At 36.4% G+C, this 3,570-nt stretch carries 5 protein-coding genes; all 5 read right to left on the minus strand.

Translation table 11 applies throughout. From position 1 onward, the window contains the following. Positions 1-124: 124 nt before the first annotated feature. Positions 125-1,474 carry an FAD-dependent oxidoreductase gene (locus LRA01S_RS10235; RefSeq protein WP_061775514.1) on the minus strand — a complete coding sequence of 450 codons (1,350 nt, stop codon included), beginning with the start codon at positions 1,472-1,474 and terminating at the stop codon, positions 125-127. Positions 1,475-1,491: 17 nt separating this feature from the next. Continuing rightward, positions 1,492-1,878, minus strand: coding sequence for an iron-sulfur cluster biosynthesis family protein (locus LRA01S_RS10240; RefSeq protein WP_061775515.1), 387 nt, complete (start codon positions 1,876-1,878; stop codon positions 1,492-1,494). A 25-nt stretch (positions 1,879-1,903) separates the two neighbouring features. Further along, on the minus strand, positions 1,904-2,527 hold the full coding sequence (locus tag LRA01S_RS10245; protein WP_002355386.1) for a cysteine hydrolase family protein: 624 nt from the start codon (positions 2,525-2,527) through the stop codon (positions 1,904-1,906). 26 nt (positions 2,528-2,553) lie between these two features. Next, complete coding sequence (locus LRA01S_RS11130) at positions 2,554-2,718, minus strand: hypothetical protein (RefSeq protein ID WP_163604811.1); 165 nt, start codon at positions 2,716-2,718, stop codon at positions 2,554-2,556. Positions 2,719-2,800: 82 nt separating this feature from the next. Next, positions 2,801-3,382, minus strand: coding sequence for a TetR/AcrR family transcriptional regulator (locus LRA01S_RS10255; RefSeq protein ID WP_061775517.1), 582 nt, complete (start codon positions 3,380-3,382; stop codon positions 2,801-2,803). Between the last annotated feature and the right edge of the window lie 188 nt (positions 3,383-3,570).

Raw genomic sequence — 3,570 nt, forward strand, 5'->3', positions numbered from 1 at the left:
CGTGGTAGTTATTAGAGGTGCCCTTAAAATAACTATTAAAAACTTTCGTTTTAATTATCAAGATATAAAAAGTTATTGGTAGTATGTCAGTAACTCATACTCGATTCCATCAAATTTGACTATTTTATTTTACTTCATTTTTAGCGGCAAACAAATCATTTAATGCTTCAGTCATGGTTGGATGAGTGTAAATTTTGTCACGCAATAATGTGTAAGGCAAGCCTACTTCAATCGCAAGACTTATGAGATTAATTGTTTCATAAGATTCTTCTGCGTAAATTGTAATACCAAGAATTTTGTCTGTCTCTGGATCAACCAAAGCTTTGAGTAAGCCTTTAGACTGATTCAAGACAGCTGATTTTGGAATGGCTGTCGCAGCAAGTTTGAAGAGACGGTAATCGATGCCCGCTGCTTTAGCAGCTTTTTCATTAAGGCCAACTTTAGACAAGGCTGGTGTGATAAACACAGAGGTTGGTACATTTTTGCGGTCAGACAGACTCCGCTTACCATCTCCATAAAGGTTATTACTTACAATACGGAAATCATCAAGGGAAGTGTAAGTAAATTGTAAACCGCCATGCACATCCCCAAGTGCCCATACATTTTGAACAGTGGTTTCAAGTTTATCGTTGACCACAATTTCTCCACGTTGACCAAGTTGAATATTAGTGTTTTCAAGTCCAAGTCCAGCAGTATTGGGTTTGCGACCTGTTGCAACCAAAATTTTATCTGATAAGATTGAAACTTTTTTGCCTTCTTTATTTATTATTTCAACGCTATTGTCAGTAATAGCATCAATCTTCACGCCAAGCTTAAAGATAATCCCCCTAGATTCAAGGTCGGAACGAACCAACTTCGAAATATCTTCATCATCACGAGGAAGGAAGTTATCGAAAATATCAAGAACTGTTACTTTTGATCCGTAACTTGCAAACATTGAAGCAAATTCAAGACCAATATAACCAGAACCAATAATCGTCAAATGTTCAGGAAGCTGCTTCAAATCCATTAATTCAGTTGAAGTCACAACATTTCTACTGTCCACAAGTCCGGGAATTGGTGGCAAGACAGGTGTCGCGCCAGTATTGATAAAGATACGTTCGCCAATTAGTTGTGCAATGACTTCACCCTCAGAATCCATCACTTCGATTTCGTGATCAGAGACAAATTTTGCTTTGCCATCAATAACTTCAGCTGTTGCTTCATCCGCAATCATGTGATAATTTTTTAGATTCAAATTACCTGTAAGGATCGCTTTTTTTTCTGCAGCTTCTGTGAATTTCAAACCTTTTTCACCGTTGACAATCAAAAATTTTGATGGAATACAGCCGATGTTGATACAAGTCCCACCATACATTAGAGTTGATTGTTCAATAATGACAACACTTTCTCCTTTTCCAGAAAGGAATTTGGCCAAGGTCTTTCCACCTTTACCAAAACCAACAACGATATTTTTTACGTCTATTTTTTTCATTTAAAAATCTCCAAATTTTAGTTTTGAACTAACTTATTATCCACGATAGATTTACCACGGAAGTCAACAATCATGAAATTATTTGAAATCGTATCCCAGTCGGTCTTGAGTGTCATCAGATTCAATGAGCCCTCGTGTCTCACTTTCAAGTCATGTTCATCCCAGAAAATCTTGCCCCAGTCTTGGAAATAAATGGAACCAAACTCAGATTCCATTTTCCCATCAAATGTTCCGGGAGTTGTTCCTTTATCTACTGCAACCAAACGCCAACGAGAAATACCACCTGCGCAAGCATCTACTTCAGTGTTTGTTTCACTCAAAGTGTGGTTAAAGTCTATCGCTAAGTCCACATCACCGAAGCTTTTAATTTTTTCAGTAGCTAGTTCATCAAATATTATTTTCATTTAATTTGCCTGTTTATCTATTGCTTCAAAGCTCTTCAAGAACTTTTGCTGTACTCATTGTGCGATCTGCAACAAATCCAAAATTTGTTATTGCTGCATCATAGGCTTCTTGACCAGGTGCTCCTGTAGCGTCAGCTGCAACGTGAACGTGAAAACCTGATTCTACGAGTTCACGCAAGTGTGAATCCACACAGAGATTTGCGTTCATTCCAGCCAAGATAACAGTATCAATGCCGTTTTTACGGAGTTGAAGCGCCAAGTCATTTGATTCGGGACCGAAGATTTTGTGGGGGCTTGTGATGATAGTATTTTCATCCAAGTAAGGTTTGAGTTCCTCCACGAAGTCTGCTCCTGAACCTTTCACTGTTTCTTGATACTGGTGTTCACGATGGAACATTTTATTATTCAACATCATTTGTTCGCCTTGACCACCAAATTTCCAGTTTTGGTCATGGTCGTAAAAGTAATGTGGTGAAATAAAGATTTTATAGCCTTTTGCTTTAGCATGTTTGAAGAGTTCTGTAAGATTCTCAGTGGTATGATATTTTCTGAGGATATCTTTTGTTAGACCATAGCCTGCACCTTTTGGTTTGAGGAATTCGACTTGTGGGTCTGTAACGACGAATGCTGTATTTTTGTTATTGAACATTTTGTTCTCCTTTAAATATAAAATTTTTATGATAATTCTACAATGGGTTGCATAAGTATCCCCTTACAAAGAACGTCTATGAATGTTTGACAACTTTGCCATCTTTTTTGAACATCGGCAATGGGATATTCTCTCCGAATCGCATCTGCCTGCAAAAGCTTGACTTTTTCTTTAGATTCAACTGCTGACATAAAGATTTACGTCGTATCACAGCAGTAGGCGGGGCAGGACCTGGTTCGATAACTATCATATCCAATTTTTTCATTATTTTTCTCACATTTTTTCAAAACTAGTTTTTAATAAATCAAAATTTGATTCCAGAACATTTAAATCTTTAGTCAATTTCAAGAGTAGAAGACTTCCTTGAATTTGAGCAATAATTGCATATGCTGCAGGAAGATTTTGTTCCACCAGCAGTCCTGTTAAAGCTGATAGATTTTCCGCAATTTTTTTTTGTAAATCTGAAAATAGTTGTTCAAGAGGTTTTCTAAAATCCTCATCTAGGGCGGAAAGCTCAATAACGAGATTACCTACAGGACAGCCGTAGTATATTTTTTTTTGCGCATGATCACTGTAAATCCAATCCAGCATCTCTTTTAAGTTTGCCAGTGGACTTTCATCTCTCGATAGGATTCCATTTAGCAAATGTTTTTGCCAAATTTTAACATGATTATCAATTACTGCTAGGCTAGCTTCTTTCTTTGAACCAAAGTAATAATAGAATTGCCCTTTGCCTGTCCCAGTTTCATCTAAAATATCATTAATAGAAGTCCCTGTATAACCTTTTTTATATATAAGCTGTTCTGTAGCCGTCAATATCTTTTCTTTCGTATTTCTCAAGTTGTACACCTCCATATTTTTAGAAACAAATGGTTAGATTAGATTATATCTAACAACATTGTTTTGTACCACTTGGTATAATTATATTAACATATTCTTTTTTGAAATACAAACATTTTGTACCAAATAGTACAAAACATATAATTAACTGTGTCGGTTCTGTTGCGAAGTTTGAAAATCAAACGCGCCCTTTCTGAACTCCA

The organism is Pseudolactococcus raffinolactis NBRC 100932, assembly GCF_001591765.1.
Lineage (GTDB): Bacteria > Bacillota > Bacilli > Lactobacillales > Streptococcaceae > Pseudolactococcus > Pseudolactococcus raffinolactis.

Coding starts and splice junctions, on each gene's coding strand:
- LRA01S_RS10235 (WP_061775514.1), bottom strand. CDS start 1,474: ATGAAAAAAATAGACGTAAAAAATATCGTTGTTGGTTTTGGTAAAGGT.
- LRA01S_RS10240 (WP_061775515.1), bottom strand. CDS start 1,878: ATGAAAATAATATTTGATGAACTAGCTACTGAAAAAATTAAAAGCTTC.
- LRA01S_RS10245 (WP_002355386.1), bottom strand. CDS start 2,527: ATGTTCAATAACAAAAATACAGCATTCGTCGTTACAGACCCACAAGTC.
- LRA01S_RS11130 (WP_163604811.1), bottom strand. CDS start 2,718: ATGTCAGCAGTTGAATCTAAAGAAAAAGTCAAGCTTTTGCAGGCAGAT.
- LRA01S_RS10255 (WP_061775517.1), bottom strand. CDS start 3,382: ATGGAGGTGTACAACTTGAGAAATACGAAAGAAAAGATATTGACGGCT.